16 protein-coding genes are annotated in these 26,097 nt (G+C 72.9%); 8 read left to right on the forward strand and 8 right to left on the reverse strand.

Annotated features, from left to right (window positions below; genetic code table 11):
- Window positions 1-45 precede the first annotated feature (45 nt).
- A complete protein-coding gene (gene ligA, locus KZ829_RS27635) occupies window positions 46-2,073 on the forward strand; it encodes an NAD-dependent DNA ligase LigA (protein WP_220146835.1) in 2,028 nt (675 codons plus the stop codon).
- A gap of 42 nt (window positions 2,074-2,115) precedes the next feature.
- Window positions 2,116-3,960, forward strand: coding sequence for a hypothetical protein (locus KZ829_RS27640; RefSeq protein ID WP_220146836.1), 1,845 nt, complete (start codon window positions 2,116-2,118; stop codon window positions 3,958-3,960).
- A gap of 1 nt (window position 3,961) precedes the next feature.
- Here the strand turns inward: KZ829_RS27640 and KZ829_RS27645 are convergent, their stop codons facing one another.
- Window positions 3,962-6,217, reverse strand: coding sequence for an NB-ARC domain-containing protein (locus KZ829_RS27645; RefSeq protein ID WP_220146837.1), 2,256 nt, complete (start codon window positions 6,215-6,217; stop codon window positions 3,962-3,964).
- A complete protein-coding gene (locus KZ829_RS27650) occupies window positions 6,214-8,451 on the reverse strand; it encodes an AAA family ATPase (RefSeq protein WP_220146838.1) in 2,238 nt (745 codons plus the stop codon). The genes KZ829_RS27645 and KZ829_RS27650 overlap by 4 nt, the downstream gene beginning before the upstream one ends.
- Before the next feature lie 296 nt (window positions 8,452-8,747).
- Here KZ829_RS27650 and KZ829_RS27655 point away from each other — a divergent pair, with 296 nt between their 5' ends.
- The 4 genes from KZ829_RS27655 to KZ829_RS27670 are packed head-to-tail and all read left to right on the forward strand — an operon-like array spanning window position 8,748 to window position 18,055.
- On the forward strand, window positions 8,748-10,082 hold the full coding sequence (locus tag KZ829_RS27655; RefSeq protein WP_220146839.1) for a hypothetical protein: 1,335 nt from the start codon (window positions 8,748-8,750) through the stop codon (window positions 10,080-10,082).
- An 8-nt stretch (window positions 10,083-10,090) separates the two neighbouring features.
- Window positions 10,091-12,328, forward strand: coding sequence for a CHAT domain-containing protein (locus KZ829_RS27660; protein ID WP_220146840.1), 2,238 nt, complete (start codon window positions 10,091-10,093; stop codon window positions 12,326-12,328).
- Entirely contained in the window at window positions 12,325-17,049 is a 4,725-nt protein-coding gene (locus KZ829_RS27665; RefSeq protein ID WP_220146841.1) for a hypothetical protein, read from the forward strand. Before KZ829_RS27660 ends, KZ829_RS27665 begins: the two co-directional genes overlap by 4 nt.
- Window positions 17,033-18,055 carry a hypothetical protein gene (locus tag KZ829_RS27670; protein ID WP_220146842.1) on the forward strand — a complete coding sequence of 341 codons (1,023 nt, stop codon included), beginning with the start codon at window positions 17,033-17,035 and terminating at the stop codon, window positions 18,053-18,055. The genes KZ829_RS27665 and KZ829_RS27670 overlap by 17 nt, the downstream gene beginning before the upstream one ends.
- A gap of 6 nt (window positions 18,056-18,061) precedes the next feature.
- Here the strand turns inward: KZ829_RS27670 and KZ829_RS27675 are convergent, their stop codons facing one another.
- Window positions 18,062-19,027, reverse strand: coding sequence for an aldo/keto reductase (locus KZ829_RS27675; RefSeq protein ID WP_220146843.1), 966 nt, complete (start codon window positions 19,025-19,027; stop codon window positions 18,062-18,064).
- Between the two features lie 128 nt (window positions 19,028-19,155).
- Between KZ829_RS27675 and KZ829_RS27680 the strand changes: the two genes are divergently transcribed.
- The gene (locus KZ829_RS27680) at window positions 19,156-20,001 is read left to right on the forward strand and encodes a helix-turn-helix transcriptional regulator (protein ID WP_220146844.1); all 846 of its coding nucleotides are present in this window, start codon (window positions 19,156-19,158) and stop codon (window positions 19,999-20,001) included.
- Between the two features lie 305 nt (window positions 20,002-20,306).
- Here KZ829_RS27680 and KZ829_RS27685 read toward each other — a convergent pair whose 3' ends face one another.
- On the reverse strand, window positions 20,307-21,203 hold the full coding sequence (locus KZ829_RS27685; protein WP_220146845.1) for an SDR family oxidoreductase: 897 nt from the start codon (window positions 21,201-21,203) through the stop codon (window positions 20,307-20,309).
- A gap of 94 nt (window positions 21,204-21,297) precedes the next feature.
- Between KZ829_RS27685 and KZ829_RS27690 the strand changes: the two genes are divergently transcribed.
- Window positions 21,298-21,681 (forward strand): winged helix-turn-helix transcriptional regulator, encoded by a 384-nt coding sequence (locus KZ829_RS27690; protein WP_220146846.1) that lies wholly within the window; start codon window positions 21,298-21,300, stop codon window positions 21,679-21,681.
- Here the strand turns inward: KZ829_RS27690 and KZ829_RS27695 are convergent.
- The 4 genes from KZ829_RS27695 to KZ829_RS27710 form a co-directional block, all read right to left on the reverse strand.
- Window positions 21,639-22,019: a hypothetical protein gene (locus tag KZ829_RS27695; protein WP_220146847.1), complete on the reverse strand. Its 381-nt coding sequence runs from the start codon at window positions 22,017-22,019 to the stop codon at window positions 21,639-21,641. The genes KZ829_RS27690 and KZ829_RS27695 overlap by 43 nt on opposite strands.
- 255 nt (window positions 22,020-22,274) lie before the next feature.
- Window positions 22,275-22,910, reverse strand: a complete 636-nt coding sequence (locus KZ829_RS27700) for a class I SAM-dependent methyltransferase (protein WP_220146848.1) — start codon at window positions 22,908-22,910, stop codon at window positions 22,275-22,277.
- Between the two features lie 29 nt (window positions 22,911-22,939).
- Window positions 22,940-25,165 carry a putative bifunctional diguanylate cyclase/phosphodiesterase gene (locus KZ829_RS27705; RefSeq protein ID WP_308285686.1) on the reverse strand — a complete coding sequence of 742 codons (2,226 nt, stop codon included), beginning with the start codon at window positions 25,163-25,165 and terminating at the stop codon, window positions 22,940-22,942.
- Window positions 25,166-25,244: 79 nt separating this feature from the next.
- Window positions 25,245-26,069 carry an NmrA family NAD(P)-binding protein gene (locus KZ829_RS27710; RefSeq protein WP_220146849.1) on the reverse strand — a complete coding sequence of 275 codons (825 nt, stop codon included), beginning with the start codon at window positions 26,067-26,069 and terminating at the stop codon, window positions 25,245-25,247.
- Between the last annotated feature and the right edge of the window lie 28 nt (window positions 26,070-26,097).

Here is a 26,097-nt window from a genome sequence, read left to right on the forward strand (position 1 = left end):
AGCCGGCCGGGGAATTTTGTCGGACCCCGGCCGTACCCTCCTGGCATGGTCAATCGTTCACCTTCTCCCGGCATCGCTCCGGTGGGCATCGCCGCGTTCGCCTCCCGAGCCGAGTTCGACCAGGCCGTCGAGTCGGCGCGGCACGCGGCTCAGGCGTATTACGACACCGGCGACGCGATGATGACCGACGCCGAGTACGACGTGCTCGCCGACCGGATAGCCGCGGCCCTCGCCGAGCATCCGGACTGGGACGACAAGGGCATCACCACCGCCGTGGCCGCGGGGGCCTCGGCGGGCGGCGACGTCCGGCACCCCACCGCGATGCTCTCCCTCGACAAGATCAAGACGCCGGAGGAGGTGGCCGCGTTCGTCGCCACCCTCGGCGGTGACGGGTGCCTGGTCGAGGTCAAGCTCGACGGCCTCGCCCTCCGCGCGGAGTATGAGGCGGGCCGCCTCGTGCTGGCCGCGCTGCGCGGCGACGGCGCCACCGGTGAGGAGGTCACCGCCCAGGTCCGCCGCGGCGTCGCCGGGCTGCCGGCCGAGCTGGCCACCCCCTGGACCGGCGAGGTGCGCGGCGAGGTCTACATGACCGTGGCCGACTTCGAGGCGGCCGGCGCCAACCGGGTGGCCGCCGGCGGCAAGGCCTTCGTCAACTCGCGGGGCGCGGTCGCCGGGGCGATCCGCAGCATCGACCGGGCCTACGAGGCACCCATGACCTTCGCGACCTACGAGATCACCGGCGAGGGGGTCGACCCCTCCGGCAGCCACCTCGGGCGGATGGCACGGGCCGAGGAGCTCGGCTTCCCGGCCGCCTGCCGGCTCATCGACGGGGTCGGCGGCGAGCTGTTCACCGCCGAGGAGGTGATCGCGGCCATCGAGGCGATCGGGGCCCGGCGATCCGAGCTGGTCTTCCCGATCGACGGCGCGGTCATCAAGGCCGATGCCGAGAGCACCCGGCGGCGGCTCGGCCTCGCCTCCCGCACGCCGTACTGGGCGACCGCGTTCAAGTACCCACCGGACACCGCCTCCACCGTGCTGCGGGAGATCGAGGTGCGGGTCGGCCGGACCGGGCGGATCAGCCTGCGCGCGATCATCGACCCGGTGCAGGTCGGCGGCACCACCGTCACCAAGGCCACCCTGCACAACCCGCAGTGGGTCGCCGAACAGGGCCTCGCCCTCGGGCAGACCGTCGCCGTGTGGCGGGCCGGCGACGTCATCCCGCGGGTCACCTCGCCGATCGGCGAGCAACCGCACGGGCTGACCCCGTGGGTGGCCCCCGAGGTGTGCCCGCAGTGCGGCGAGGCATGGGACAGGAGCAGCCTGCTCTGGCGCTGCCACACCGCCTCGTGCGCGGCGGCGAACGCGCTGGCGTACTGGTGCAGTCGAGAGGCACTAGACGTGGACGGGGCCGGCGACTCGTTCTGCGACGCCGTCATCGAGGCGGGGCTGGCCCGCGACGTCGCCGACCTGTATGGACTCTCCGTCGACGACATCGCCGAGCTGCCGGTCGGCAGGACCGTGGCCGGCGGGACGGTCATGCTCGGCCGGGCCAACGCGGAGCGGATCGTCGCGGGGCTGGCGGCCAGCAAGGCGCAGCCGTTCAACCGGGTGGTCACCGGGCTCGGCATCCGGATGACCGGCCGCAGCGTCGGCCGGTGGCTGGCGGCGCGGTTCAAGTCGATGACGGCGCTGCGGGCCGCCACCGTCGAGGAGATCGCCGAGATCGACAAGATGGGCCTCATCAAGGCACAGCACGTGGTGGACGGCCTGGTGGCGATGAGCGACGTCATCGACCGTTTGACCGCACACGGGCTGACCATGGAGGTGATCGACGACGGCGGGGCGAAGCCGCTGGCCGGAAAGACGTATGTGGTGTCCGGCTCGGTGCCCGGCTACACGCGCACGACGGTGAGCGAGCGGATCGAGGCGCTGGGCGGGTCGGCCAGCAGCAGCGTGTCGGCCAAGACCACCGCGCTGGTCACCGCCGAGACCACCACAGCCAAGGCCAAGAAGGCGGTTCAGCTCGGCATCCCGGTGATCGACCCGGAGGAGTTCGCGCGCATGCTCGCCTGACACCGGTTCGCGGCGAGATCATCAGGGCCCTATCCTGGCGCGATGCTTACAGAGGGTTACCGGCTCGCGTGGGAGTCCCGGCGAGTGCTGGTGGCTGTCCTGCTGCCGGTGGTGGCGGTCGAGCTGCTGGTGACGGCGGTGCTGGAGCGGTTCGCGGGTGACCGGCCAGTGGTCGGCTGGGCGATGCTCGGCGTGCTGGTGGCGGCCTGGATCGTCGGGCTGCTCGCCGGGGTCGGTGCCGTCACGCGGGGCCTCGGTGTGGTGGGTGCCCTCCGGCGGGCGGTTGCGTTCCTGCCGGTCTTCGCGGCGTGGCTCGTCGCCGTCGGCGGGGCGGTCTACCTCGGCATGCTGATGGCCGCCGGCAGCGGTTGGGTGCCGTTGGCGCTGGCCGTGCTCGCGGCGGGCGGGCTGGTCGCGTCCCGGCTGCTGCTGGCCGGGGTCGCCCGGGTGGTCGGGGGCCGGGACCGGCCGGAGTCCTGGCGCGAGGCGGGGACCTTCCTGCTGGGCGGGGTGGTGGTGCCGGCGCTGGCGGCGTCCCTTCTCCCGGGGTTCGCGGCGGACGTCGTGCTGCTGCCGTTCGCGCTGGCCGCGCAGGTGGGGCTCGCGGCCTTTGCGCACGTGACGGAGATCCCGGCCGGTTCAGCTACGGGCGCGGATGGGGCCGGTTCGTTCGCGGGTGCGGATGCGGCCGGTTCGTTCGTGGGTTCCGGTCCTGCCGGATCGGGCGTGGCTGAGGGGCCGGTCGGCTCGCGTGTGGCGGCGAGGCCGGGGGTGCGGGTCTGGCCGGGAGTCGCCATGATGGCGGTCGCCGTGCTGGTGGCGGGCGGTCCGGCGGTGGCCGGGCGGTTCGGTGGGCCGGTCCGCACCAACGACGGCGGGCCGAGCGGGCCGGTGGCGGTGGCCTGGCCGGCCGGGCGGCATCCGGTGATCGTGACCGAAGCCGGGGTCTGGTTCTGCGACGACGACCTGTGCGAGGAGTTCACCGACGTCAACGGCGGCCCGCCGGCGATCGACGGGTGGGCCACGGTCGGGATCGGCACCGACGGGACGGTCGTCAAGACGGCCGTCACCGGGGGACCGGACAAGGGCGGGCCGTTCCTGCACCATGCGCGCTGCGTACCGGATGGGTGTCGGGAAGCCTGGCTGCCGGTGAGGACGAGCGCCAGGGAGAAGCTCGACCCGATGGCCTCGGTGGAGGCCGCCGGCGCGCCGGCGCCGGACGGCTCGCTGTGGTTCTTCGTGGCCGCGCCGGCCGAGGGCGGGGAGTTGGGACGCTACCGGTTCTCGCTGATCCGGTGCGCGGATCTGGAGTGCGCCGAGCCGCGGCGGCACGACCTCGGCGTCACCGACCGGAGCCCGGAGGACGGCTACCGCAACGGCACGCGCGCCCGCCTGACGATCGGCGCCGACGGCCGCCCCGACGCCGCGTTCTGGACCGGCATGAGCGTCCTCCGATTCAGCTGCGACCCGGTGACCTGCGCGAACCCGCGCAAGACCGCTGACGTCGGCGTCGCGCCCCGGGGTGTCTGGACCACCGCCGGCGACCAGATCGTCGCCTACTTCGACCAACGGCTGTTCCAGGGTACGGAACTCACGACGGTCGCCACCGGCAGCGCGAACGGCACCGGCGGCCTGGCCGTCGCCGGACCGTCGGTCTACGTGGCCGCAGCACTGCCCGGCCCGCCGGACCGGGGCTTCCACCTGACCATCGGCGAGCCGGCTCGGCACTGGCAGCAGACCGTGTGGCGGTGCACCGGCCCGACGTGCGACAACGTGCCGATGGACCGGTACGAGGGCGAACCGCGGCGTGAGCTGCTCGCGGTCGCCGAGGACGGCCGCATCCTGCTGGTCCGCCCCGGCCGCATCGTGCTGCGCGAGGCGCCGTAGATCAGCCGACGAGTCCCGGCGCCGACCACTGCGGATCGCCGATCATCAGGTACGGCGGCGGCCGCCCCCCGTCGGCGATCAGCTTCTCGGCCAGGTGCCGCTGGGCGCAGGCGTCCTCGTCGCGGCCGTGCGCGGTCAGCGCCCGGGCCAGCAGCAGCCGGCCGCGTGCCTGCTCCCAGCGGTTGCCGGTGCTCTCCGCGGCGAGCACCGCCAGCATCGCGTGCCGGGCCGCGGCGAGCAGGGCGGCGCCCACGTCGGTCCGGGACTGGTCGTGCAGCTCCCAGTTCGCCTGGGCGAGCCGCCGGTGCAGCATCGTCCGGCGGTGGTCGTCGCCCTGCTCCCCGCCGGTGACCGGGCACAGATCGTCGATCACGTTGCGGTGCCGGTGGTGCACGTGATGCCGGGTCGCCGACACCATCGCCCGCCAGTACGCGTCGTCCGGCAGCGGCCCGTCCAGGTATGGATCGGCGAGCTGTCGTGCCGCCTCCAACCGGGACCGCAGCGTGGGCTCGCCACCCGTCCTGAGCAGCGCCTCACCCTCGGCCACGTGCCGTTTCGCCCGCTCCGCCCAGCCCAGCTCGCCGTACACCTCGGCTGCCGTCAGGTGCATCAGCGCCCGGCCGCGCAGCAGCTCGGGCCGGGTCCGGGACCGGACACCGTCGATCACCGTCTCGCACTGCTCGTAGCGGCCGGCGATCAGATCGATCCGCACGTGGGCCAGCAGGTAGTCGAACGCCAGCACCGGCGACGGCGTGATCTCGGCCCACCCGGTCCGGGCCGCGACCGTCACGGCGGCCGGATGCGGGCGGGTGAAACCGGCCACCAGCCGCAGGGCGAAGTCCCGGTCGCGCTCCAGCAACGCCGGAACCTCCTCCCACAGGCTCTCCTGCTCGAACCGGATCCAGGCGAGACATTCGGCGGCACGGGCGCGCGGCGACGTCTCCGGGATCCAGTGGTGCGCCATGTCCAGGCCGGGCAGCGGATGCTGGGCGCTGCCGTCCAGCGCCGACCGGGCCAGCTCCAGGTAGACGCCGCGCAGCCGGTCCAGGGCGTCCCGGCACGTCGAGGCCAGGTCGGCGTCCTGGTTGAGGTGCGCCTCGGCGAACGTCCGGACCAGCGGATGGAACCGGTAGCGGGCCAGCTCGAACCGGTCGTCGCGGCCGGCCGGCTCGAGCAGCCGGGCACCGGCCAGAGTGGTGGCGATGACGTCGCTCTTCGCGGCGCTGACCCGCAGCAGCGGCCCCAGCACCCAGGAGGCGAACGACCGCGACCGTACCTGGGTGAGCAGGCACAGCGCGTCGCGCTCCAGGCGGCTCAGCCGGCCGAACTCGGCGGCTGTCCCGGCCACCGCCGCGGTCGCCCAGCGCGGGCGGCTGGCGCGGCCCAGGTCGGCGGCGATCGACTCGGGACTCAACAGCGCCAGGTCGGCGCCCTCGTCGGCGACCCGCGCGCCGAGCGCCTGCAACGCCCCGGGCAGCCGGCCGCACGCCTGGACCAGACGGACACTCGACTCGATGGCGGTGAACCCGTCCAGGCCGGTGACCGAGCAGAGCAGGTCCAGCGCCTCCCGCTCCGGAAGCGGGTCGAGCGCGAAACCGTGCACGTTGAGCTGCGGTGACAGGTTCCGGCGGCTGGTGATGATGACCAGTGAGCCGGGCGCGTTCGGCAGCAGCTCGGTCAGCTGCGACGGCTCCTGGGCGTCGTCGAAGACGAACAGGATGCGGCGCCCGGACACCCGGGCCCGGAACAGGCTGGCCCGTTCGCTGGGGTTCGCCGGGATCTCGTACGCCCACGCCAGCTTCTGCAGCACCATGGTCAGCAGGTCGCCGCTGGCCACCGGGACGCCCGCGTCGGTGAGGCTGACCCGTACGTGACCGTCCGGGTAGTGATCCGCCACCGCGTCCGCGGCCCGCCGGGCGAGCGTGGTCTTGCCGACGCCCGGCATCCCGTGGATCAGGACCGCCTTGGGCGCCGGGGCGCCGGTCTCCCGCGGCTCGCCGAGCAGGGCGATCACCCGGTTCAGGTCGGCGGCCCGGCCGACGAGCCGGTCGGCGGTGGGGCGCCGGGCCGGCCGGGGTGGCCGGTCGGGCCAGACCAGGACGGTGGCGACGGCGGCGGCCAGCAGCAGCTGGATGCCGGCCAGCAGCACCGACCACCAGCCCCCCTGCCACGCGCCGGTGACCGCGACCAGCGCGAAGAGCAGAGGGAACACCACCGTCGAGCGGCGGCGCAGGCGCCAGGACCAGACCCTCTTCATCGCACCTCGGCGTACGGGGGCGTCTCGAACCGTTGCCGGGTGCGCTCGGCCGCGTCGTCGCCGCATTCGGACAGCTCGTCGCGGGCCACCTGCCAGTGCGCCTGCGCCCGGCGGCGGTGACCGTCGGCATGCGCGGGCCGTCGTTCGGCGTCGGTCCAGTGCAGTTCGGCCAGCAGCAGGGCGGCACGGCCCCGGCCGTACCGGTGCTCCATGTCGGAGAACGCGTAGAGCGCGTCGCGGGCGTAGCGGAAGGCCTCGTCGGAGCTGGCGTCGGGTTGGGCGAGTTTGGCCCGGTCGTAGGCGATCCACGCCAGCCGCAGGTGCTGGCCCCGCCGCAGGGCCCAGCGTTCCGCCTCGTGCGCCGCCCACCGGGCCTCGTCGCGCTGGTGGGCGCGCCCGTACACCCGGCCGTGGGCGCGGTAGAGGCGGGCCCGTAGATCGATGCCCTCGTCCGGCAGGGTGGCGCAGATCCGGTCGGCCTGTTCCACGGCGGCGCGGCCCAGTTCCACGTTGCGGCGGCTCTCCAGCCGGGCGGTCTGGAGAAGCGCCAGCACCAGCTCTTCGGCCTCGTCCGGTTCGGAGGCGCCGCAGTTGTCGACGATCCAGGCCAGCGACCGGCGGGCGGCGTGCTCGTCGCGGCAGCGCATCGCCAGCACGGCGGCACACCGGTGGGCCCGGTAGGTGGCGAGCCGGGGCGCCGGATCGTCGATCAGACCGGCCGGCACGAAGTCCCGCAGCGGTCCGGCCACCCCGGACTCCACCCGTACCTCGGCCAGGGTGGCCAGTGCGAGATCCATCCGCTCGTCGCCGGTGGCGCGGGCCAGTTCGACCGCGCGCCGGGCGGTGGCCAGCGCCCGGCCGAGGTCGCCGGCCTCCAGCCGGGCCCGGGCCGCCGCGATCGGGCCGGCGATGTCGGGGGCCGGTTCCCGGCGCCGGCGCTGGAGCAGCCGGGCCCGGTCGTCCGGTTTGCTCTCCTCCTGGAACTTCTGCCGGGCGAAGAGCAGGACGTCCTCGCTGACCCGGTAGACCGGCACGCCGAGCGGGTCGGTGCTGGTCCGCGACAGGAAACCGGCGACCAGCAGCCGGTCGACCACCCGCTGCGTCTCGGTCTCGTCGGTGCCGGTCAACGGCGCAAGAGCGGACAACGGGAACGAGGTACGGTCCAGACAGCCGATCAGCCGCAGCCCCCGCCGCTCGTCGTCACCCAGCAGGTTGTAGCTGACCTGGAGCGCCACCGTGACAGCGGCGCCGTGGCCACGGCGCTGCCGCAGGGCCGACAGGGTGGTGGCCGGATCGCTGTAGATGCGCCGGATGGCGTCGGCGTGCGAGCCGCTGCGGCTGGCCAGCTGGGTGGCGGTCAACCGCAGCGCGTTGGGGTGGCCGTGCATGGCGCGGACTATGCGCCGGCAGGTTTCGTCGTCGTCCACCCAGGTCTCCGACACCATGGCCCGGATCAGGTCCATCGACGGTTCCTCGGCCAGCGGTTCCAGCGGCAGAACGGGCCAGCCGCAGTCCTCGAAGGCCGCGCCGTTCGCGGTGGTGACCAGCACCGCGCATCCGGCGCCGTCCGGCAGCAGCCGCCGGACCAGTTCCGGGTCGTCGGCGTCATCGAGGACGACCACCGGCCGGTGGCGGGCCGCCAGCGCCCGGAACAGGGCGGCACGCTCGTCGAGGGTGACCGGCACCTCCAGGTCCGGTCTGCCGAGGCCGGTGATGAAGACGCCGAGGACGTCACGCAGGATCCGGTCGTCGTCGCGCTGCCCGCCGGAGACGTGCGGTTCCCGGCTCATGTCGCCGAACAGGGTGCCACCGGGATAGCGCGAGGCGAGCCGGGTGGCGGCCACCGCGGCCAGAGCGGTCTTGCCGATGCCGTTGGGGCCGGCGATCACCGCGACGCGGACCCGGTTCGCGCCGTCCAGGATGGTGTCGAGTTCGTCCATCTCGGCCTTGCGGCCGACGAAGACCGGTGGCAGGGCGCCGACCGCGGACGGCACGAGATAGTCGCGGGCCGGGGGGCGTCTGCGGTGCAGGAACGGAATCAGCATGAGTACGCCGACGGCGATCACCAGGATGCCGAGGGAGAACCACTGGATCGCGCCGGGTGAGGACCGGGTGCGAACGAGAGTCGCCAGCACCGCGCCGGAAGCGAGAATCAGGGTCCACCGGGAGCGGATAATGGTGGGGATGATCCCATCGGCCTCGTGCGAGAAATTCTCACGCCACGTTGGACTCATGAATTCCCCCCAGCTCACGTTGCCGGCATAGCTGAAGCGACGGCTTGGTCCCGCGGAATTTCATGATGACGTATACGGGTGGCACCAGGCCATAGTTCGCCCACCGACGGGAACATCGCAATGTCACCGTTTGGGATGATCATTCCCGTACCGGTTCCGACCTTTGCTTTTGGCCTCCCGGACAGCCATCCCGGAACCATTGGAGCGAATACCCGTCCGTAATGTTTAACCCATGAGTGGGCCGACGGACAAACAGGGCGTCCGCCTTCGGGGTGCCGGAACTTAAGGTGACCGGCGTGCAGGAGGCAGCCACCCGGTTCCGACTCGAGGAATCCATTTCCGATCTCGACCAGTTGCGGCACGACCTCGCCGATTGGACGGTTTCCGCCAGACGGCTCGGACCGCAGGGTCAATATCTCGACCAGCTGTCGCTGCTGGCGGAGATAGCCGGAGCCGGCATCGAACAGGTACGTCACGACCTGCTCGCCGGCGCGGCGGTGGCGGCGGGCGGCGAACTCTACGAGGAGTGCCGCCGGGCCGACCACCGGACCGCCCTGCTGCGACGGTTCTGGCGGTGGTACGCCGACCGCCTCGACCAGCGGCGTGACGACGGCTACCGGCCCACCCTGGCCGCCGCCGACGAGATCGTGCGCAGCACCTGGCAGGCGCTGTTCCCGGACGATCAGACCCGCCCGCCCACCCCGCTGCCGCACGTCGCCCCGATCGACATGGCCGTCTCCACCGCCCGCGACGAGGTGCCCCGTGACCTGCGCGCCCCGTCCGAACCGGTGCTGGCCAAGTGGACGGAGCTGATGCCGCTGTCCACGATCGCGCTGCCGTCGACGGTCACCCGGCGGCCGTGGTGGCTGGTGGTCATCGCCCACGAGTGCGGGCACCAGGTCGCCGCCGAGGCGGTGGACGACGGCGACGGCTCACCGTCACCGGTCCTCGAGGCGGCCGCCGCACGGGCCGGCGCCGGCGACGGCGAACAGCAGGACTGGCGGAACTGGGCGATCGAACTGTTCGCCGACGCCACCGCGGCCGTCACCAAGGGCACCGCCCCGACCTGGTCGGTGATGGAGCTGGAACGCGGCACAACCGGCACCCTGCTGCGGCCCGACGTCGGCTACCCGCCGCCGGTGCTGCGCTGGTGCGTGGCCGACGCGGTGGTGGCCCGGATCGGGCTCACCAGGGTGGTGCCGGACGCCGACCGGGAACTGCTGGCCGGGTCGCCGTTCGCCGGGCACGCCGCCCGCGCCGAGGCGATCGCCGCCGCCCTGCTGGACATCCGGTTCGGCGGCACCACACTGCGCGAGATAGGTGTCCGCAGCCGCGACTGGGAGCGGACAGCGTGCCGATGGCGCGACGCGCTGCTGGGCGCGACCGAACCCGCGGCCGGGACGGCACCGGAATCGGCCCGCCTCTGCGTCGCGGGCGGCACCATGGCATGGCGCCGCACCACGGCCGGGGCCAGCGGAGCCATCGACCGGGAACGGCTGCGCCGCCGGCTGTTGCAGGTCCTGCCGCATAGCCGGCCGAAGAGTGTCCGCCACGCCGCACCACGACCGGTGGGGCGGGCCGCGGCCGTCACCCGGCAGGTACTGGACGACCTGCGGAGCGACACCTGGTGAGGGCGATCGTGACCGTGGGACGCCGGGCCTGCGCCGACATCCCACACTGGCCGGTGCTCGTCGAAGTTCCCGGCGCGGGGCCGCTGACCCGCGAGATGCCGGCCCAGCCGGACGACACCGGCCGGTGGTGGCCGGCCGGTACGCCGGACGAGCGGGACACCCTGGTGGCACTCACCGACAGCCCGGGCGCCGCGCCGTCCATCCTGGCGGCCACCCGCGAGTACGGCCGTTTCCTGCTCCTGGCCCTGCTCGGCAACGACGGCTGGAAACTCGTGTCCGCCGCACTCGTTTCCGCGGCCGAGCCACCACTCACCGAGATCGAGGTGCGTCTCCCGCCCGGCGACGCCGACCTGCACGGCCTGACCTGGGAACTGCTGCACGCACCGGACGAGGGCGGCGAGTTCCTCGCGCAGGACCCCCGGCAGCCCGTGATGATCGTGCGGGGGGTCGTGTCGCAGGCGGCGAACGGCCGTACCGTCGCACCGGTCACCGGCACCGCGCGGATGCTGTTCACGGTCGGCAGCGAACTGCACGACCCGGAGGTCCGGGCCGGCGCCGAGGTGATGGCCATCATCCGCGGGTACGACCGGAGCAGCTCGCTGATCGACTTCCGGGTCCGCTCCCAGATCACCGTGGACCGGCTCCAGCGCTCGTGCGCCGAGGTTCGGCCGCACATCCTTCACCTGATCGCGCACGGCTCGTACGACCCGGAGTCGGCGGAGCACGCCGTACAGTTGCGCGCCGAACCCGGCGGATCGCCCGCCGCCGCCGAGGTCGAGCACGTCAACGCCCGCGCCCTGGCCGAGGCGCTGCGCGGTGACGGGGAACTGCCGGTCATCGTGTTCCTCAGCGCCTGCGAGAGCGGGGACACCCGGCCCGGCGGCACCGCGATCGCCGCCGAACTGGTGGCCGCGGGCGTGCCGATCGTGCTGTCGATGACCGGCCGGATCTCCAACACCGCCTGCCGGACGTTCGCCCGGGCGTTCGCCTCCGCCGTGGTGAAGGGCAAACCGCTGCACCTGGCCACCGCGGAGGCCCGGCGGCTGGCCTTCTCCCGGGCACGCGACGGCGAGATCGACTGGGCGCTGCCCGCCGTCTTCATGGCGACCGACGTACCGGCCGACTTCAAGGTCATCGACCACACGGAGAGCGAGACGTTGCGGGAGTTCCTCCGCGACCTCGGCCCGGAATGCGCACCGGTCTTCCACGCCCGCGACGAGTTCTTCGACCTGCTGGACCACCTCCTGGACGAGAAGGACCCGCTCGCCGTCCTGCTGGCCGCCGGCCGCGGCGCGACCGTCAGCCCGGGCGGCACCCGGCTGCTGCGCGAACTGTCCGCCGCCGCGCTGCGCGCCGGCCACGTCCCCTGCAACGTACGGTTCGTGCCCACCGACATGCCGAAGAACGCGGCGCAGCTCGCCCTCGACGTACTCGTGGCGATCTGCTCCACCCGGTACGCGCTCAAGCTCGACCAGAACTTCCCCAGCGTCATCCTGGCCGGCATCGAGGACGAACTCGGCCCGGACAACCTCGCCAAAGTGCTGCCGACCCGCCGCCAGGGCACGGCGCTACGCGCGAAACGGCTCCGCCCGGCCGTCGCGGAGATCGACCCGGCCGGCTTCACCGACGAGCTGACCGCCTGCATCCGCCGGGACCTGCTGGAACTGGCGACCGCGGCACGTCGGGAACACCCCGGCCTGTTCACCGGCTCCTGCCGGCCGATCCTGCTGCTGGACGAGCCGCAACAGATCCCCGACCTGTTCCGCCACCTGGGCATCCTGCTGTCGCCACGGGGGCTCTCCGCCGAGCACAGCGACCGCGAGTACCGCGCCAAGATCCCGGTCGTGCTGTTCACCAAGGAACCGGCGATGCGGCCCGGCGGCGCACGGTCCGTGCTGGCCCGGGCGCTGCAGGACGAGGACTGGGCGCGGACCGCCGAGGTGCTGCTGTTCCAGGAGATGACCCCGCCCGAATACCCCGACTTCGTGGCCGCCGCGTGGCGCTGGCTGGTCATGCACCCGCTGCCCAAGGGCGACGGCGGCCACACCCGGCCGCTCACCGTGATCGCCGACAAGGAGGAGAGCTGGGCCGAGATCGTACGGCAGCAGACCAGAGGCCGGCAGGTCATCTACTCCAGGGACCTGATGACCGCGATCACCGAAGCCGGCCGGGCGCAGGAGGTGCTCGAGGAGGACAACGACGACGCCGCCCTGGAGAGCTGGCAGGACTCCCGGAGCGCCGCATGACCGACACCACCGCGGCACTGTGGCTGGCGCTGGCGCCCTCCTGGACCGGGGAGGCGGCACTGGCCGCCGGACTGCCGGTAGCCAGCGCCGACGACGAGGACACCTACTTCGCCCGGCTCAGCACCGTCGTCGGCGACTGGGAGCAGCAGGGGCTGGCACAGCGCAACGGCACACTGACACCGGACCAGATGTGGCTCACCGAGTTCTGGCACACGGCCGCGCGACGGCGTACCGCATTGGAGTCCGCCCGGGCGGCACTGGGCCGGACCGCTCTCGCGGAACAGGCGCGCCGGATCGCCGTCCGCCTGCGGGACCTCGACCTGGACATCCCGCTGGCCCCGGTGATGCGGCACTGGATCGAGCTGGCTGTCGCCGACACCGCCGGCCGCCCCTTCCTCGAACAGGTCCGTGACCTGTGCCGGTTCCCGCACGTCGCGGAGGCGCAGGAGCACATCACCGCGGCGGAGATCTTCGAACCGGTGGCCGGACCGGCGTTCCGCGACGCCGTCGAGGCGGCCCGGCGGCTGCTGCGCCTGGCCGTCCGGCGGGCACACGACCGTCACTCGCTGCGCGACTATCAACCGCGCAAGGCATGGACCGCGGACTTGCGCGCCCTGCTCAGCGACGACAGCCCCGAGTGGGCGATGCACCTGATCGGTGCGGGCGGCACCGGCAAGACCTCCTTCGTCCGGTACGTCGCGTCCGGCGACCTGGCCGAGCAGAACGACCTCGACACACTCATCGTCGGACGGGTCGACTTCGACTACCTGAGCCCCGCCTACCCGGCCCAGCGGCCCGCCCACCTGCTGACCGAATTCGCCGACGAACTGGCGCCCGAGGTGCGCTCCGGGGCCGCCGAGGAGGCCCGGGCCGCCTTCTACCGGCTCGCGGCCGCCGCGAACGAGGCCACCGGCGCCGCCCGGGCCGACGCCACCGCCGAGGTCGTCCAAGCCTTCGTCCGGTTCCTGTCCGCGCTGCCCGGCCGGATCCTGCTGATCCTCGACACCTGCGAGGAACTCTCCCGCACCGACCCGTCCGGCACGCCGGACGCGGCCCTGACCGCCACCTTCCAGGTACTGGCCGCCGTCCACCGCGGACTGCCGGGCCTGCGCGTCCTGCTCTGCGGCCGGCGACCGATGAACCCAGGCCCGGAGGTCGCGATGCGCACCGTCCGGGCCCGCGGATTTACCGAGAAGGAGGCCACCCGCTACCTGACCCGCCCCGACGACCACGTCGTCATGCAGGCGTCCCTGGTCGAGGCGATCCTCGAACTGTCGCCGGAACGCACCGAGCGACCGGACCACGCGGCGCGCCGCTTCAGCCCCTTCGACGTGCGGCTCTACCGCGAATGGTGGGCCTCCGAGAAGGACATCACCGTCGAACAGCTGCGGCGGTCCGGGCGGTCGGCCTACGTCCAGGAGCGCATCGTGGGCCGGCTGACCGAACGCTGGTCGGCCACCGCACTGCCGGCCGTGGCCATGCTCGGCACCTTCGACGCCCGCACCCTGGAGTCGGTGATCCCGGACCACGGCGACATCGCGGCGGTCATCGCCGAATTCGCCCGACAGGACTGGATCGACACGCGCACCGACCCGGCCGGCGACGGACAGCTCCTCGAGGTCAACGCGTCGATGCGGCCGTTGCTGCGGATCTGGGCACGGGCCCAGGGCGAGGAGCGGCTCCTCACCGACCGGCGGCGCCTGGCCAGGACACTCGGCGGGCAGGTGCAGTCGCTGCCGCTGGAACAGCTCAGCGTCGCCAACGTGGTGTCGGCGCTCCGGCTCATCACCGGAGTCCCCGCCGTACAGCTCTGGGAACGACTCGAAGCGCGGATGGCGACACCGAGCGACTGGTCGTGGATGGGCCGGCTCTGCCCGCGGGTGCTGGGCGCACTCGCCGAAGCCCGGATCCCGGCCGAACAGCGGCGGGAGGGCGCCGTGCCGGACGACTCGGACCCACCCGACGACCTGTTGATCGCCGCGGTCCGCGCCACCGCCGTCGCCGTCGCCGCACGCGCCGGCGCCGACTTCGACCGGTCCGTCGAATGGCAGGAGGTGCTGCGGCTCGCCACCGGAAACCCGGAACCGGTCGCCGAGCGCCTGCGCCTGCGTGCCCGGCTCGGCGTCCTCACCGCCGCGACCCGGAGGACCCTGGCCGCCCCCGGCGCCGTCGACACCGCCGAGGCCCTGATCCGGGCGGCCACCCAGCACGATCAACTGACCGGTGGGATCGTCGCGGCGATCGAGGCGGTCGCCGAGACCGAGCCGCCCGGAACCCGCCTGGAGCCGATCGCGGCCGCCGCGCACGACTGGCTCGCCGTCAACGACGACCCGGTGACCACCACCTGCGTACGCCTGGCGCTCTACCGGCTCACCCCGGACGCCGAGGATCACCGGCTGACCGCCCGCGACCTGGACCGGGCCGTGCGTGACACCCCCACCGACGTCGACCGCTGGGCGGACTGGATCGCCCCGCCCAGCATCCTGATCCGGCTCGACCTGCACCTGGCTGCACGCGCCTACCTGAGCGGCGACCCGTTGCAGGAGCTGCCGCTGCGCCGCTGGGAACGCGACGCCGAGACCCGCCCGGCCACCCTGGACACCGACCGCCTCCTGTCCGTCTGCCTGCACCTGCGGCTGGGCCACGGGACGGTGGCACGCGATCACCTCGACCGGCTGCGCCCGCTGGCCGGGCTCACCGGCCCCGCCATCACCCGGCTGCGCGTGCACCGGATCATCCCGCCGCTGTTCCAGAGCCTCAGTTACGGCTATCTGATGCTCGGCGACACCGGAACCGCCCAGCGGCTGCTCGACGACAACCTGCGATGGGCCCGCGAACAGGGCGACACGGAAACCGTGCGGTCCGCGGTCGACGGCCTGCTGTGGCTGGGCCGGCGGCTGCGCCGAACCCTCCCGGCGGACCTGCCCATCCCCTCCGACCCCTCCGACCCGGATCTGGACGGGCGGGCCGATATGGCCCGGGCACTCACCGACGGGACACCGCCACCCGCGTCGCCGTGCGAGTCGGCCGGCCAATGGCACCGCCGCTGGCAGGCGCTCAGCATCGATCCGCGGACCGCGGCACTCGGCGTGCCCCCGCTCCCGGAGCGGATGGAGGCGGTCGACCCCGTGCAGCGTGAGTTGCTCCTCGCCGATCTGCGGGAGGCCACCGCCGCCGGCGCCGACGTGGCCGCGATGACGGAAAGGATCCGGGCGCTGCCGGTGGCCGGACCCGGAACCGGGATGTTCGACCCGGTCATGCACACCGTCTACTCGGTGCTGGCCGTCGCCGCCCCGGCCGAGCTCGGACGGTTCCGTGAGGACAACCCGGCCCGTCCGCCGCTCTTCCTGGCCGTGGCCGCACTCGAACTCGGAGAGCAGCGGGCCCTGCGCGACCCGGCGGGCGCGAAACCGCTGCTCGACCTGGCCGCCTGGCTCAGCGAGTCGCGCAGTCCGGTGCTCGGCTTCCAGGCCGCGACGCTCGCGGCGCTGGCCCACGTGCACGAGGGCGCCGACCGGAGCGACCTCACCACCCGCGCGCTGGTCCTGGGTTTGAACACCGCCTACACCCGGATGCGGGAACACGTGGGCGGCGACATGCTGCCGGAGTGGGCCGCGCTGACCGATGTGCGGACCGACCGGGAGCACCCCTGGGCGGGCTGGCTCACCCGCGTGCGGGTGGCGATCACCGCGCTGGCCGGGCGGCCGGACCACGGTCCACCAGCCGCGCCGGCGGTCCGGCCGGTCGAGCTGTACCCCATCCGGTTCGGCACCGACGCCGACGCCGACGCTGAGGCCGGCCCGGTGCGGGGTGCCGCCAAGTTCGTCGTCCCCCGGCTGGACGGGCCGGCCAGGCTGCGGTTGTCCCTGGTCGCCATGCAGGCGCGGTTCCGCCGGATTCCACAGCTGACCGTGCAGGTCCTGCCGCGGCCCCGCAAGCTGGTGCTCACCACCGGCCGGGAACCGTGGCGGGGCGCCGCCGAGCTGACCGCCTGGTCGCTGCCCGGGATGGGCCCGTTCGGTGCGGTCCGGATGGGGGCCGGCGACGCCGTGCCCGACCTGTCGGCGTCGATGCGGGCCATGGCCGGGGAGCACTCGCGCCGGGTGTGGCGGCTGATCCTGCAACTCGGTGACCAGGTTCGTTTCTGGGAGGACGAGATCACCGAGCGGCTCGGCATGACGGACGGGGCGGTGATGCCGCGCTGGTACCGGGAGTGGCCGCCGGGCGCGGTAGCACCTCTGTCCGATCGTCTGCCCGATCGGCTGTCCGATGGGCTGTCCGCCCGGCGCAACGGCGGCTCGCTGGTGCGCGTGCTGGACGGCCGGGTCGGGCGAAGCCGATCCGAGTTCCGTTTTGTGGAACGGGCCACCCGGCAGGTCATGACCCCGGCCGACGTGGCCGGACTGGACGCCTCCGCCATCGTGCTGCGGACCACCGCGCCGGCCGACGGGGAGCCCGACGAGGTCCGGGACATCGACGCGCTGCGCCTGGCGGTCCGGTGCATGGCCGCGGGCGTCCGCAACCTGCTGCTGCTGCCCCGCCCGTCGGCGTCGGCCGCCGACCAGATCGCGGAACAGGCCGGTGAGCTGAACGGCCGCGCCGGCCCTCCCCGTGGCATGGACCTGATGGCGCTGGCCGACAGCGCCCGGAACCGAGCCGAACCGAACAGGGGACACGTCGTCCTCTTTCTGAGAGGAGAGCCGGATGACGGCATTGGATAACCTGCGCGCCCGGGCCCGCCATTGGTGGAGCCGCGACGCCGAGCATCTCGTCTATCACTTCCTGCCGACCCCCGGCACCGAGCCGGTGCCGCGGGACAGCTACCTGCGACTGTGGGTCGGCGACCTGTTCGTCGCCGAGGCACGCCGGCACGGCGCCGACGTGCTGCCGGCACTGCGCGCCACGGTGGCCATGACACAGCCGAACGGGCTTCGCGGCGTCCGGTCCACGGTGTGGCAGGCGGAACCCGGGCAGGAGGCGCAGGGTGTCCGGTCCGGCGCGCTGACCGGCTGGTTCCCCTACAGCGGCGGGACCGTCTCGGTGCAGGCCTGCCTCTACGCGATCAAGGCGAATGACTCGCTGCGCCTCGCGATGGACGTCATCGGGGCCCTGACCTCCGCCGTCGTCCCGTCTCTGGCCTCGGTGGCCGGGCTCGGCGAGCAACTCGCCAAGGGCATCGACCGGGTCGAGGCGGCGATCGAGGACGCCGGCTCCGGCCCGGTGCTCGTCCTGGACAAGGACTACGCGGTGGGCAGCTCCACCGGCGCGCTCCACCCCGGGCACATCGTGGTGATCAACACACCGGCCCGCTCCTTCGACGTCGGCGGGCTGGCCCTCACCGAGGGCCGGCTGACCCACGACGGCGCTCCGCTGGACGGCCTCGACTACCTCCTGATCGAGATCCAGGCCACGGCGAACCGCGACGACTGGGCCTTCCCCCGCCTGGACGAGTTGTTCCAGAAGGCCAAGGAGGCCGCCGTCCGGCGGGAGGCCCCGATCCTGAAACGCCTCCGCGAGGAACTGCTCGTCCTGGTCTACACGTGCGCCGACCTGACCAGCGCCGACCAGAGGCGTGTCGCCGCCCAGCTGAAGGAGGAACTGGAGGAGGCGGGCCGCGGCGTCTCCGCCCGCGACACCATCACATCCATCGGCCGGATGGTCGCCGAACGCGGCCTGCCGAACGCCCGTCAGGTGGCCCATCTGACCCTCTCCGATCTGCTGGGCTGACCGCTGTCAGCTGTCGGTGCCGAGATTGGCCATGAACGCCGTCGGGTAGCGGTCGCCGCGGGCCGCGCCCACCGGCACCGCCTTCTCGATCTCGGCTAGATCCGCGGCGGCCAGCCTCACCTCCACCGCCGCCAGCGACTCGGACAACCGCTCCCGGCTGCGGGCGCCGACCAGCGGCAGGATGTCGGCGCCCTGCGCGGCCACCCAGGCGATGGCCAGCTGCGCCACGGTGCAGCCCTTGGCGTCGGCGACCCGCCGCAGGTCCTCGACGAGCGCCAGGTTGTGCTGCACGTTGCCGGCGGCGAACCGGGGACTCATGCCGCGCATGTCGCCGGGCGCCGTCGGCTGCCCGGCCCGCCAGCGGCCGGAGAGCAGCCCGCGGCCGAGCACTCCATACGCCGTCATCGCGATGCCCAGCTCCCGCAACGTCGGCAGGATCTGCGCCTCCACGGCCCGGGACAACAGCGAGAACTCGATCTGCAGATCGGCGATCGGGTGCACGGCGTGCGCCCGCCGGACCGTCTCCGCGGTCACCTCGGAGAGCCCGATCTCGCGGACGTGGCCGGCGTCGACCATCTCCTTGATCGCGCCGATCGTCTCCTCGATCGGGACCGCCGGGTCGAGCCGGGCCGGCCGGTAGACGTCGATGTGGTCGACGCCCAGCCGGGTCAGTGAATACGCCAGGAAGTTGCGCATCGCCTCCGGTCGCCCGTCCATCCCGCCGAACACCGGCCCCGGCCCGCGTAACTGACCGAACTTGACGCTGAGCCGATAGCTTTCCCGTGGACGGCCGCGCAGCGCCTCGGCCAGCAGCAGCTCGTTGTGGCCCATGCCGTAGAAGTCGCCGGTGTCGATCACGGTCACCCCGGCGTCCAGCGCCGCGTGCACCGTGGCGATGGACTCGCCGCGGTCGGCCGGCCCGTAGACCTCCGACATGCCCATCGTGCCCAGTCCCAGAGTCGGTGTCCGCATCGTGGTGCCTCTCCGTCGTCGGTGTGCTCTCCACAGTGCGGGGCGGGCCTGCGGACGAAAAGCGGAGCGTCGAGCCTGGGACAAGCGCTCCCTGGCTACGTGCCAAGGCGGGGAGCAGCATTGACGTCATGCAACGTGAGCAACTCGCCGACTTCCTGCGCCGCCGCCGCGCGGCGATCCGTCCCACCGAGGTGGGCCTGGCCGACAACGGCATCCGCCGGACCGTCGGTCTGCGCCGCGAGGAGGTGGCGATGCTCGCCGGGATGTCCGTCGACTATGTGGTGCGCCTGGAGCAGGGCCGCAGCAGCCAGCCGTCGGCACAACTGCTGGCCGCGCTGGCCCGGGCGCTGCGCCTGTCCGACGACGAGCGCGACCACCTGTTCCACCTGGCCGGGCACCAGCCACCGCCGGCCACCGGGGTGGCCCGCCTGGCACGGGCCGGGCTGCTGCGGGTGCTCGACCTGCTCGGTGACACCCCGGCGCTGGTGATGTCCGACCTGGGAGAGGTGCTCGCGCAGAATCGGGCGGGCCTGCTGGTCGCCGGTGACCAGCGTGGTCGCACCGGTGACTGCCGCTATCTGGTCTATCGCTGGTTCACCGAGCCCGCGACGCGTGCCGCGCATCCGCCCGAGGAGCACGATCAGCAGGCCCGGCAATTGGTGGCCGACCTGCGTGCGACGGCCGGGCGGCGGTCCGGGGACGAGGAGGTGTCCGGGCTGATCGGGCGGTTGGCGGCGGCCTCCGACGAGTTCCGTTACCGGTGGGCCGAGCACGAGGTGGCGGTGCGCCGAGCGGATCGCAAGACGTTGCTCCATCCACGGGTGGGCCGGCTGCGGATGGACTGCGAGACGCTGATGACCCCTGACCAGGGGCAGATGCTGCTCGTGTTCACGCCGGCCGACGACGAGACCCGCGAGCGGCTCGCCCTGCTGATGGTCGTCGGTGTGGAGGAGTTCGCCGACCCGGCCGGGTGAGCCCGGCGAGCCGGCGGGCGCGCGGGAGGCGCGCGTCCGCCGGCCAGGAGACGGTCCGGTTGGGTGAGGGATGGGTTCGTCGAGTGGGAGGCGCGCGTCCGCCGGCCAGGAGACGGTCCGGTTGGGTGAGGGATGGGTTCGTCGAGTGGGAGGCGCGCGTCCGCCGGCCAGGAGACGGTCCGGTTGGGTGAGGGATGGGTTCGTCGAGTGGGAGGCGGGCGCCCGCCGGCCAGGAGACGGTCCGGTTGGGTGAGGGATGGGTTCGTCGAGTGGGAGGCGGGCGCTGTCGAGGGAGGGTGTGCTGTTTAGCGGAAGGCGTCGATGTTGGCGGACAGCCAGTCGGCGAAGGTGCGGGACGGGCGGCCCAGTACCTGTTCTACGTCCGGGCTGACTCGCTGTTCTTCGGGGGTGGGGGCGCCGATGATGTCCAAGGTGCCGTCGACCACCGGTGGGGGCATGAAGGTCAGCATTTGCTCGCGGGCTTCCTCGACCGGCTGGTCCATGAACCGGACCGGCTCGCCCAAAGCGGCCGCGAGATCTGCTGCCCGCTGTCGGGGGCTGATCAGTTTCGGGCCGGTCAGGGCGTACACCTGCTTGTCGTGTCTTTGATCCTGGAGTGCCGCAGCGGCGACCTCGGCGATGTCACCCGGATGGACCAGCGGCAGGCCGACATCGCCGAAAGGAGATGAGACGGTGCGTGACGTGCGCACCTGCTCGGCCCAGGCAAGGGTGTTGGAGACGAAGCCTCCCGGCCGCAGCAGCACCCACTCCAGGCCGGAGTCGCGCACAGTGTCCTCGAGCGCGCGCAGTGGGGCGTGCGATACAGCGCCGGGCCGGGTCCCGGCTGCCTGCGAGGAGAGCGCCACGATCCGGCGGACGCCTCCAGCCCGGACCACATCGACGATCGCCGGGATGTCGAGGTGCGCGCCGGCGCCGGAGACCAGCAGGAAGAACGCCTCCGCTCCGGACACTGCCTCCCGCAGACTCTCCGGATCGGCGAGGTCGGCGCGATGATGTTCGACCCCGGCAGGGAGTGCCCCGGCAGGGAGTTCCCCGGTGGCGAGTGCTCCGGTGGTGAGTGGTCGGGCGGGGAGGGTTTCCGGCGCGTGCCGGGAGATTGCGCGGACCTTGGCTCCGGCCGCAGCGAGGGTGCGGACGAGTGGCCGCCCGACATTGCCGGTGGCTCCGGTGATGACGTACATGTTCGGCTCCCTGTCGTTTGTGGATCAACGCAGGATCGAACGCTACATGCCTGGTGATAGTAGGTACCTAGAGGAAAGTGACTACCCTTGGAGGATGCATGGGACACAACCCGAACAGGCCTGCCCGATCGCTCCGGTGGTCGACATCGTGTTCAGCCGCTGGACGACGCCGATCCTGTGGGCGCTGCACGAGTTCGGCCGTCAGCGCTTCGTCACGCTGGAACGCCGCATCCCGTCGATCACGCCCAAGGTGCTGACCCAGCGGCTGCGGCAGCTGGAACGCGACGGTCTGATCACCCGGACGTACTATCCGGAGGTGCCGCCCCGGGTGGAGTACGAGATCAGTGAACTGGGACGCAGCCTGGGGCCGCTCTTCGCCCACCTGTCGACGTGGGCCTCCGACAACCTCCCGGCGGTGGACGCCGCCCGGGCCGCCTACGACTCCACCGGGTCGAAGTCCTCCGGCGCCGCGCCGTAACGGGCCGCGAAGGCCGCGTCGAGCCGTTCCCCGTCCGGCATGAGCCGGTGGTAGGCGGCGGACAGCCGGTCCTCGGCGTCCTCGTCGCCGCTGTCACCGGCCGCGGTGGGCAGTTCCGCGATCAGCGTGGCGAGATCGTCCATCGCGAAGTAGCGGGCGGCGGCCGCGGCGGCGGTGATCTGGCCCGGTTCGCAGCTGTCGGCCGCGTGGTTCGGGCCGCCGTTCTGCACCATGCCGTCGACCAGGAGCAGTGCGCTCAGATGCCGGTCGCCCACCCCGGTTCCCTCGTACTCACAGGCCCGGTTCCAGACGTCACGGAGCACGTCACGATCAGCCATTCCGACATTGTGCGATGCCGCCTCACGATGCGGTGGCGGATTCCGCATTTGGCCTGGCCGGAGGGCGCCGCATCACGGCGCTGTGGCGGATTCCGTATGGCGTCATCACGGTGCGGCGGCGGATTCCGGATAGCGCCGCGGTGGGTGGCCGACCTGAACCCGCGGGGCCGAGTTCTGCCGCAGGCACGGTTGCGCCGCCGACGGGACGGTTCGGGTAGGGGACGGGGAGCAACAGGTCTGCGTGATCTGTATCGGTCATCGGTAGTAGGAGTGGACGGCCGGCTGGCCGGTGTAGTTCGGGCCGGCGCGATCGTCGGCGCCGAGATAGACATATGGCAGGGCGAGTTCGCGTGGGCCGGTGCAGCTGATCCGGTGACGGCGGGCGTCGTACTCCACCCCGGCTGCCCGCAGCAGCGTGGTGAGGTGCCGTCCGGCGGGCCGGCCGTCGGCCATCCGGATGCTCGTCAGGTCCAGGTCCGCGACGAATCTTCCGCCGGGTTTCAGCCACTTCAGGATGCGTACGAGCAGCCCGAGCTTGTCCCCGACGTAGTGCAGCCCGTGCACGCAGGTGATCAGGTCGAACGTCCGGTCCGGGGTCCACGACTCGACCGGCGCGGCGATCAGTTCCGGTCCGTCACCGGGCGCGAACGCGTCGACCAGGTCGACCCCGACGAGCGTGGCCACGTCCAGGAGGGCCGCCGCCTGGATCAGCGCCCGGCCACTGCCGCAGCACAGGTCTAGCCAGGAACGGTCCGTCCCGCCCAGCAGTTCCACCGGATCGAACCCGAGCACCTTGGCGTAACTGTTCACCCCGGCCAGTTGCCGTTCCCGGTTCATCGCGTTGTTCGCGACCACCGACGACACGTGCAGGGCCTGATCATCGAGCAGCATGCGCCCACGCAATCACACCGGCGGAAGCCTCAGGCGGCCACCCGGTTCTGCTGGGCGGCGAGCATCTCGTCGATGGCCCCGGCGGGCAGCGGGCGGGCGAAGTGGAAGCCCTGCGCCTGGCGGTAGCCCAGCTCGTACAGCCGCTGGGCCTGCTCGGCGGTTTCCACGCCCTCGGCCACGGTGCGCAGGCCCATCGTCTCGGCGATGCCGGTCAGTGCGATCGCGATCGCCTCCTGCTGCGGGCTGCCGCCCAGGCCGTCGACGAACGACTTGTCGACCTTGATGGCGTCTACCGGGCAGGTGCGCAGCAGGCCCAGCGACGAGTGGCCGGTGCCGAAGTCGTCCAGGGCGATGTTGACGCCGAGTTCGGAGAGCGCGGTGACGCTGGCCAGGGCGCGGCCGCCGCCGAACACGGCGGTCTCGGTGATCTCGATGGTGAGCTGCTGTGCCGGCAGGCCGTGCCGGGCCAGGGCGGCCGCGACGATCTCCGGCAGTGCCGGGTCGAGCAGTTGCCGGGCCGACACGTTGACGGCTACCGAGCGCAGCGCGTCCGGTCCGTGCCGGTGCCGCCACTCGGCGGCCTGCGCGCACGCGGTGTCCAGGATCCAGGCGCCCAGTTCGACGATGAGGCCGGTGTCCTCGGCGACGGGGATGAATCCGGCCGGGGAGACGTCTCCCCACCGGACCAGCGACTCGACGCCGACCAGGCGGCCGTCGGGCAGGTTCACGATCGGCTGGTAGAGCAGGTGGAACTCGCCCGCCGCCAGACCCCGGCGCAGGTCGGCGGCGACGGTCGCCCGTCGGCTGAGCTGCCGTTCCAGGGTGGCGTCGTAACGGACGACCCGGCCGCCGGCGCCGGCCATCGCCTCGCGCAGCGCGAGTTCGGCCCGCCGGTACGAGTCGGCCGCGTCGGCGGTGTCGCCGTCCGTGACCCCGATGGAGACTTCGACGAGCAGTTCGTGACCGGCGGCGGACAGCGGTTCGGCGCCGGCCGCGAGCAGCCGGTCGACGGTGCCGGGTGCGGCGGTCAGCAGCAGGCCGAATTCGTCGCCGCCGAGCCGGGCGACCACGGCGTGGCGGCCGGCCAGGGCGGTGAGACGTTCGGCGTACGCGGTGAGCAGCGCGTCGCCGGCGGCCGGACCGAGGCCGTCGTTGATCGCCCGGAACTCCTTGAGGTCGATCAGCACCACGGTGTGCGGTCCGGCGGTGGACTCGACGGCCTCGGTGAAGTAGCGGCGGCTGAACAGGCCGGTCAGCTCGTCCTGCATGGCCTGCCGGGCGACCGTGTCGAGCAGGCTGTTGTTCTCGGCGAGCGCGATCGCCTGCCGGGCCACCACGAGCAGAAGCAGCATGGTGGTGCCGGCCACCTGGACCGTGGTCAGGTGGCCGGTGCGCAGGAAGACGATGGCGACCAGGAGGCTGACCAGGCCGGTGGCGACCAGTGGCACGGCGCTGCCGCGCCGCCCGGCCGACGCGGGTGCGATCCAGGGGGAACCACCACCGGCGGCCAGCCGGCGGTGCTGCGCGTGTGCGGCGAGCACGCCGAACAGGCCGACGAACGGCAGTACGGCGGCGCTGCCGTTGAGGTGCGGCCAGGGCCGTAACGCGGTCATCAGCAGGGTTGACAGCGGTCCGGCGAGCCCGATCGGGGCCAGCCACCAGAGCGAGGTCCGGGGGATCGGGCTGCGCCGCGCCGTCATGATCTTGACGACGACCACGGCGCCGGCCACCGCGATCGCGATCATCGCGATGTTCAGCCACCAGGCCGACTCACTGACCCCGAACCGGTTCATGAACCAGCCGATGTACTGGGACGTGGCGATGCCGCCGGTCACCGCGACCACGGCGACGTCGAGCACCGCGGTGAGCAGTTGACGCCAGGTGCGCCCACCGCCCGGCAACCGCAGCAGCGCCGTGATCGCCAGGACGGTGCCCACCACGTACAGGCAGAGGGTGCGCGCGCCGATCGGCGGCATCCCGGACCAGGGCAGGGTGAGGACGTCGACGGCCTGGCTGATCCCGGCCAGCAGCACGAAGCCCATGGCGACGGCCACCCGCCGCCAGAAGGCGCGCAGGTCGCCGCCAGTACGGACCGCGGCGCCACGGAAGGCGGTGACCGCGGCCGCGAGCCCGGCCACGGCCGGGACCCAGACCAGCGGCACCGGATACGCGGCCCGGGTTCCGGCCACGATGAGCACGACCTCGGCGACCGCCATCAGTACGGCGAACCTCGTCAACCATCCCGGTCGAGCCACATGACCTCCCCTCAGCTCTTTGGTGTCCGACGTATCCGCACGATCGGCGCGCGCCGGCGAGAGTTGAGGGTGGGGGAACTCATCGTGCGAGCAGATCCCGCAGTGTCTGCTCGAGTTCGGTGGCGCAGCGCACCCGGCGATCGCCGCACGGCCGCAGAACGCCGCGGTTGTCGGCGTCGTACAGGGCGGCCAGCTCGGAGGCCAGTTGCGGGGGCAGTCCGGCATCGGTCAGCGCGCCGAGCCACGCGGGCTGCGGGACGGTCACCACGGTGAGCTCCCGGCCGAGCAGTTTGCCCAGGACCTCGGCGACCTGCCGCTCGGTGTAGGCGGGCGCCTCCAGGTCGACGACCTCGCTCGCCGCGGGCGGGGTGAGCAGCGCCCGTGCGGCGGCCGCGCCCACGTCGACGGTCGCGGCCATCGGCAGCGGCACGTCCGCCGAGTCGGCGAAGACCGGGTAGACGCCGGACTCGACGGCCCCGGTCTCCAGGGCCTTCTCCTGGAAATGCGGCGACCGGATCGCGGTGAGCCGGGCGCCGGTCGCGTGCAGCGCCTGCTCCAGGTGGTGCAGCCAGCGGATCGGGCCGGTGCCGTCGGGCAGGTCGGCGCCGGTCGACGACAGCATCACCACGTGCGGCACGCCACTGTCGGCCACCGCCGCGGCGATCGCCTCGATCATGGTGGGCTCGGCGCCGCCGGTGAACGGCAGCATCACGAACACCCCGCGGCACCCGGAGAACGCGGTGCTCAGGCCCGTACGATCAGAAAGGTCGGAAACCGCGACGTCTCCGCCGGGGTGGGCCGACGCGGGGTTGCGGACGACGGCCCGGACCGGCGCGCCCGCGGCGAGTAGCGCCCGCGCGGCCGCGCCGCCGACGCGGCCGGTGATCCCGGTGACAGCGAACATGTGTGCCTCCCTCGATTGGTGATTACAG

The organism is Actinoplanes hulinensis (assembly GCF_019429605.1).
Taxonomy (GTDB): domain Bacteria; phylum Actinomycetota; class Actinomycetes; order Mycobacteriales; family Micromonosporaceae; genus Actinoplanes; species Actinoplanes campanulatus.

What these genes read in the sequence shown, in the direction of transcription:
- KZ829_RS27665 (WP_220146841.1), top strand. Translation starts at nt 12,325, where the DNA reads ATGACCGACACCACCGCGGCACTGTGGCTGGCGCTGGCGCCCTCCTGG.
- ligA (WP_220146835.1), top strand. Translation starts at nt 46, where the DNA reads ATGGTCAATCGTTCACCTTCTCCCGGCATCGCTCCGGTGGGCATCGCC.
- KZ829_RS27675 (WP_220146843.1), bottom strand. Translation starts at nt 19,027, where the DNA reads ATGCGGACACCGACTCTGGGACTGGGCACGATGGGCATGTCGGAGGTC.
- KZ829_RS27695 (WP_220146847.1), bottom strand. Translation starts at nt 22,019, where the DNA reads ATGGCTGATCGTGACGTGCTCCGTGACGTCTGGAACCGGGCCTGTGAG.
- KZ829_RS27645 (WP_220146837.1), bottom strand. Translation starts at nt 6,217, where the DNA reads ATGAAGAGGGTCTGGTCCTGGCGCCTGCGCCGCCGCTCGACGGTGGTG.
- KZ829_RS27710 (WP_220146849.1), bottom strand. Translation starts at nt 26,069, where the DNA reads ATGTTCGCTGTCACCGGGATCACCGGCCGCGTCGGCGGCGCGGCCGCG.
- KZ829_RS27690 (WP_220146846.1), top strand. Translation starts at nt 21,298, where the DNA reads ATGCATGGGACACAACCCGAACAGGCCTGCCCGATCGCTCCGGTGGTC.
- KZ829_RS27640 (WP_220146836.1), top strand. Translation starts at nt 2,116, where the DNA reads ATGCTTACAGAGGGTTACCGGCTCGCGTGGGAGTCCCGGCGAGTGCTG.
- KZ829_RS27670 (WP_220146842.1), top strand. Translation starts at nt 17,033, where the DNA reads ATGACGGCATTGGATAACCTGCGCGCCCGGGCCCGCCATTGGTGGAGC.
- KZ829_RS27700 (WP_220146848.1), bottom strand. Translation starts at nt 22,910, where the DNA reads ATGCTGCTCGATGATCAGGCCCTGCACGTGTCGTCGGTGGTCGCGAAC.
- KZ829_RS27650 (WP_220146838.1), bottom strand. Translation starts at nt 8,451, where the DNA reads ATGAGTCCAACGTGGCGTGAGAATTTCTCGCACGAGGCCGATGGGATC.
- KZ829_RS27680 (WP_220146844.1), top strand. Translation starts at nt 19,156, where the DNA reads ATGCAACGTGAGCAACTCGCCGACTTCCTGCGCCGCCGCCGCGCGGCG.
- KZ829_RS27685 (WP_220146845.1), bottom strand. Translation starts at nt 21,203, where the DNA reads ATGTACGTCATCACCGGAGCCACCGGCAATGTCGGGCGGCCACTCGTC.